Below are 5,977 nucleotides of genomic sequence, written 5' to 3' on the forward strand. Positions count from 1 at the left end.
GGGCTGCCACTACGCGTTTTCGATCAACCTGCGCGGCTTGCGTAAGGGAGTCAAAATTTAGCGTGCCCCATATTTTTTTAAAATCGGTATGGCTAAATATTTGCGTTAAAAAAGCTTGGCGCTGCTGGTCAAACTGGCTTAGTAGCTCGTTTTTATCAACCAAAAATTTATATTTAAAATCAGCGTAGTAGGCATATTGCGGTGTTATAGCGCCTTGCATTTCTAGTTGTACTAGCAAGGTTTTAAGTGCCAGTTGGCGAATATTACTTTCGCTTGAAAGACTGTATTCTTGCATTTCCCATTGCTGGTGGCTTTGGCGAATATCGTTAATTACGTATTCAATACCGCTAAGCTCAGGGGTGTCGCCATATACAAAGTTTTCAACCGTATTTAGCCCATCTAAATTGGCAAGGGTGTAGCAGTTTGATGGATTGCCATCGCGCCCTGCTCGGCCAATTTCTTGGCTGTAGTTTTCAATCGATTTTGGTAAATCGTAATGTATAACAAAACGAATATCTGATTTATCAACGCCCATACCAAAGGCAATGGTAGCCACCACTACGTTAATTTTACCCGCCATAAAGTCATCTTGAATTTGCCAGCGTAGCGTATCCTCAAGCCCCGCATGATACGCCACCGCGTGCACACCTTGTGCACTTAGCACATTAGCAACTTGCTCGGCGCTTTGCTGTAGCGTTACATACACAATACCAGGGCCATTTTGCGCGCGCACAATGTTGGTAAGCTCGGTGTTTTTATCGGCGGTCTTAACGCTCAACACACTTAAATCTAAATTGGCGCGATAAAAGCCCGTTTGCACAATGCACTCAGGCGATATAGCAAATCGCTCTGCCATATCGCGTTTAACTTTTTTAGTCGCCGTTGCCGTAAGCAGCAATACTAAAGGAATATTAAGCTCTTCGCGGTAACGCGGTAGTTTAAGGTAGTCGGGTCTAAAGTTATGGCCCCATTCTGATATACAGTGCGCTTCGTCTACCACTAACATCGAAAGCTTAACTTGGCTTATAAACTCTCTAAAACGCTCGTTTTTAAAGCGCTCAACCGACACCATTAGTACTTTAATTTTACCATTTCGCACATCATTCATTACGGTGCTGCTTTGCATTTGATCTTGGCTCGAATCAAGGCTAGCCGCGTAAATACCTTTGCTATTTAAAAAGCTAATTTGATCTTTCATCAATGCAAGCAAAGGCGAAACCACTAACGTTAAATTTGGTAAATGCAACGCAGTTAATTGATAGCACAACGATTTACCCGAGCCGGTCGGAAATATAGCCAACGACGATTGACCATTTAAAAGCTGCTCTATAGTTTGTTGTTGCCCTGTTCTAAATTGGCTAAAACCAAAGTGCTGCTCGAGTGATTGAATTAGTGGCGTGGTCATAAATGTCCTTTTGATGGCTAAACAATAGTCATGCTTATAAAAAATGCGGTGTAAATAAAATATTTGCAACTCGGTGTGTATGAAATATTTGCAACTCAGTATACAACAAATAACATTATTTATTGCTGACATCACCTTTATTTAAGCGCAAACTAAAGCACTATAAAATGAGTAGTAACTGCTTGTTGCCAAAATAATTTATTGATACCCAAGTCATCTTAAAAAACTAATAAAAATACAGATCACTTGGGTATATTATTTTTGAGGGCAACGTTATGAATATTACTACACCTAAAATCGTCGTTATTGGCGGTGGTGCTGGCGGATTAGAACTCGCAACGCAATTAGGTCATAAATTAGGAAAGAAAAAACAAGCTGAAATTCTACTAATAGACAAAAACCGTACCCACATATGGAAGCCGTTACTGCACGAAGTAGCGACAGGCTCTATTGACCCCGATTTAGATGGCGTTGTGTATTCAGCCCATGCTGCAAAACACCACTATAACTTTCAACTTGGTACTTTTTGCAATATAGATCAAAGCAATAAAACAGTTACCCTTGCACCACTTTTAGACGAGCTAGGCCACACAATTTTACCCGAGCGCACCGTGCGCTACGACCACCTAGTGATTGCCATTGGCAGCGTAAGTAACGACTTTAATACCCCAGGTATAAAAGATCACTGCTACTTTTTAGATTCAAACCAACAAGCAGAGCGCTTTCAACATTCATTACTCGACAGCTTTACACGCCTTCACCAAGACGACAACCAACAGCAATCACTTAATATTGCCATTGTAGGCGGCGGTGCTACCGGTGTTGAACTCTCAGCTGAGCTTTATCATGTGTCTGAACTATTAAAGCTTTATGGCTTAACAAATATGTCGTCTAAGCGTTTGCATATTCATTTAATAGAAGCCGGACCACGAATTTTACCAGCACTACCAGAGCGTATTGCCGTAAGTGCCAAACGCGAGCTATTAAAGCTTGGCGTAAACGTGCGCGAGCAAACACAAGTAAAAGAAGGCACCGCACAAGGCTTTATCACCAAAGATGAAGAACACATTGATGCCGATATTATGGTGTGGGCAGCAGGCGTAAAAGCACCTGATTTTATAAAAGACTTAGGTATTTTTGAGCTGACGCGTAGCAACCAAATTCAAGTAAACGAGTTCTTACAAAGCACCGTAGACGAAAGCATTTTTGTATTAGGTGATTGCTGCGCATTTACCCAAGCGGATGGCAAGCAAGTACCGCCACGCGCACAATCGGCGCATCAAATGGCGCAGTGCGTCGAAAAAAATCTTATCGCAACATTAAAGCAGCAACCACTACGCGGCTTTAAATACAGCGACCATGGCTCACTTGTTAACTTATCAAGCTACAGCACCGTGGGTAACTTAATGGGTAACCTAACCAGCAATACCTTTTTTATTGAAGGTAAAATTGCCCGCTTTATGTATATATCTTTATACCGTATGCACCAACGCGCTATACACGGTAGCGCAAAAACCTTTGCATTATGGATAAGCGAAAAAGTGCTGCGTGTAGTGCGCCCTAAAATGAAGTTGCACTAATAAATTAAGTACGCTCACAAAACCACAAAAAAGCTTTAAGAGTTAATAAGTATTATCTCTTAAAGCTTTTTTGCACTTTGCGTACCTAAAGTAGTACGATGTGAGAATATTTTAATAACATCAAAGGATTGGCGGTTATGAAAAAGCTACTTCTCGGACTTATAATTATAGCGGCTTTGGCAGTATATCTATTTAAAACCCAGCCTAACACAGCCTCTGTAGAGCAGCCCAACGTGGCTGCACCAAATGCCACTGAGCCTAACTTAGTTAATAAAAAGCAGCCTGCAGAAGGCACCCCGCTACGAATAGTCACAGATCTAAAAAAAGATATTCGCCTTTGCAGAGATCAATCACAGCAACAACATATAAAAATAAATAATTTAAACCAATCGCTTGTTTCATTTTTTGTGAGTGAGCTTAAAAAAGGGACGTCGGTCCCTACGATTTTAAAGTATGCAAACCTATCAGAAATCAATAAGCGTCAATACATTGCCTTTTTAAGAGATGCCATAGTTACTGAGCAAAAACAGCAGCTTAATATTACTAGCTCTTTAAACGAATTAGCTAATTGGCAAGGCATTGAGGCAATTAAAGGCTTCACCAATGATAAAGTAAAAGAAATGATTCAACAGCTTGGAGATAATAAGCATAGCCCTCCAGGACTTACTCTGAGTGTACCCCTTGATGAAAATGTACAAAAAGAAACCCTTTATGCTTTATTAAACAACACAGATACATTTACCACTTATTCTAAAACGTTTATTAAACTTGAAGGCAGTGAGGTTATTTCCCCGGCTACATTGTTTGTGCTTAATGCAAATAAATTTACGCCAAAAGAGTTTGAGCAGGCAATTTCATCTAACCAATTCACAGTAAATGAAGTGGCTACTGCGATTAAAAACAACATTCCTAATGAGTATATTTTTGCGCTTATGAAGCAGGTGCCGGCACTGGATGCTATGCCGCTGTACGAAGAAAATTCTGTTTTATATAACATGGCTGATATTGCCGTAAGCCAGTTTAATTTACCGCTTGTAAAAGCACTGCAGCAACTAGGCGTAACACCAACCAATCAGCCAGGCTTATTTACGGGTTTAGACGTTGCAATAGTAAGCCTGCCTAAAAGCGGTAACTTAACGCTAGCCCCTTTAGATGCAAAGCATACTCAAATGTTAAACTACCTTACAGAGCAGGGCTATAAAGCTCATAGCCGCAATGCTAGTGACTACCTAAATAGCAAAGGCGTTTCTTTTGTAAATGATTTTATTTACCAGCAAGGCGCCTATATTAATGGCCAGGAAAACCCTGAGCAATATGCTTACTTTAACCCTATTGGTAAAATAGATAGCGCCACATTGCCCCAAGTGAGTGAGCCCGATAATTCTGATGTTGCACGTTTTTTAGTAGATTTGAAGCAACAAAAGAAAGATCTAGATAATAAAAGACAAAACTGTGAACTATTACAGCAGCAGTTAAGCGCTACTGAACAATTACACTCTACTATGCGAGCATATAATACGGTGCTAGAGGTAAAAAAAGAGCAAGGTAATAACTTCGAATATGTTTTACAAGAACAAGACCCCGTATTAGTTAATTACTGGTGGAGTATACTAAGCAATCAGCTTTCAAACGATAGAAGTCATAGCGCGTTCAGCCAATATTTGTCTAAAAAAGATTACCAAAAAGCTTATGAGTACAGCCTTAGTACACCATTAACTCAAACAGAAACCGATACACTTTTTACATTCCTACTATTAGAGCCTCATGACTTTATAGCGATCTGGCAAAGCCGAGTTGAACCTAAGCCACCGAGTGATTTAGCAAGATTAAGTCGTTTTCCGCTTGAGCAATGGCAAAAGCTTAAACAAGCTGGTTTTGATTTTTCGATTACCGATACGTATGGGCGCGACGTTTATGTACAAGCCGCATCGTCTTCTGTCGAGGCAGTCCAATTTCTAATTGACAATAAAATACCCGCTGATTCAGAAAAATTAGGTGTAGATATACTCGACTTAGCGCTAGAACAAAGCTACACCAAAGGGGAGTTAAGCCCAATGATTCCTTTAGCCTTACAGCTTGTTGAAAAAATTGAACCGAATCACCTTTCTCGCGCAGCACGATTAAAAACGTTTTATCCTGAGGTTTACGAGCAATTAATTAAGTTAAACCCCGCATTAAAACCCGCAGAGGGCACGCAGCTAAATCACTATACTTTTAATAGCCTATAACCCGCACTTTTAATACGCCAACAAATTAGTTGGCGTATTTGTTACTAACCTAAATATTGTCTTTAATATTTAACATTGTCTGTGTAGAGTATTTAAAACAACTAAGGAAATTGGGTTATGACGGGTAAAACGCTAATTTTTAACTTTGACGGCACAGGAAACGAGCCCCGTGATGCAGAGCAATTTAGCTCAGAGCATTTTAAAGAAGACTCTAATATTACCAACATTCTAAAATTGCATTTACTGCTTGGCGGTAAATTAGAAGACTCCCCCATTACTCCTTTTGCTAACCAACTCAGTTTTTATTATCAAGGTATTGGCACTAAAGGCAGCCGCCTTAAACGCATTTTAAACCAAACTCTTGCACCTCGTGGTGACGACGTATCCAGTATTTTAAATCAAGCATTAAGCGACTTTAAAGCTCACTACCTAATAGGCGATACCATACTGCTAACGGGTTTTAGCCGAGGCGGTGCACTTGCTAGGCGTTTTGCCAAAATCCTTGAGCCTTTAATTGCTGATAATGTTTACGTATGTGTGTTTGATACTGTCGCCTCTATTGGCTTATCAAAAGTAAGTAAAGCCACACGCGGCGCAGAGCACGTTATTTTTGAAAACCACACCATTGCCAACAACATTACTCACGCGCTGCACTGCGTAGCCCTTGATGAAAAACGCCGCGCGTTTGAACCCACACTCATGAACCATCAAAGCAATATTACCGAGCTATGGTTTGCAGGAGCGCATTCAGACATTGGCGGCGG

At 40.5% G+C, this 5,977-nt stretch carries 4 protein-coding genes; 3 read left to right on the forward strand and 1 reads right to left on the reverse strand.

Annotation, left to right across the window (positions count from 1 at the left end; genetic code table 11):
- The coding region (locus tag L656_RS0101470) for a RecQ family ATP-dependent DNA helicase (RefSeq protein ID WP_024597924.1) at positions 1-1,405 on the reverse strand (1,405 nt) is incomplete at its 3' end.
- A 275-nt stretch (positions 1,406-1,680) separates the two neighbouring features.
- On the opposite strand from L656_RS0101470, the gene L656_RS0101475 reads away from it, so the two are divergent.
- The 3 genes from L656_RS0101475 to L656_RS0101485 all read left to right on the forward strand — a co-directional run.
- Complete coding sequence (locus tag L656_RS0101475) at positions 1,681-2,985, forward strand: NAD(P)/FAD-dependent oxidoreductase (RefSeq protein ID WP_002962796.1); 1,305 nt, start codon at positions 1,681-1,683, stop codon at positions 2,983-2,985.
- 137 nt (positions 2,986-3,122) lie between these two features.
- Positions 3,123-5,213, forward strand: a complete 2,091-nt coding sequence (locus tag L656_RS0101480) for a hypothetical protein (RefSeq protein WP_024597925.1) — start codon at positions 3,123-3,125, stop codon at positions 5,211-5,213.
- Between the two features lie 117 nt (positions 5,214-5,330).
- On the forward strand, positions 5,331-5,977 hold a 647-nt coding region (locus L656_RS0101485; protein ID WP_024597926.1), incomplete at its 3' end, for a phospholipase effector Tle1 domain-containing protein.

The organism is Pseudoalteromonas sp. TAE56 (assembly GCF_000497955.1).
Lineage (GTDB): Bacteria > Pseudomonadota > Gammaproteobacteria > Enterobacterales > Alteromonadaceae > Pseudoalteromonas.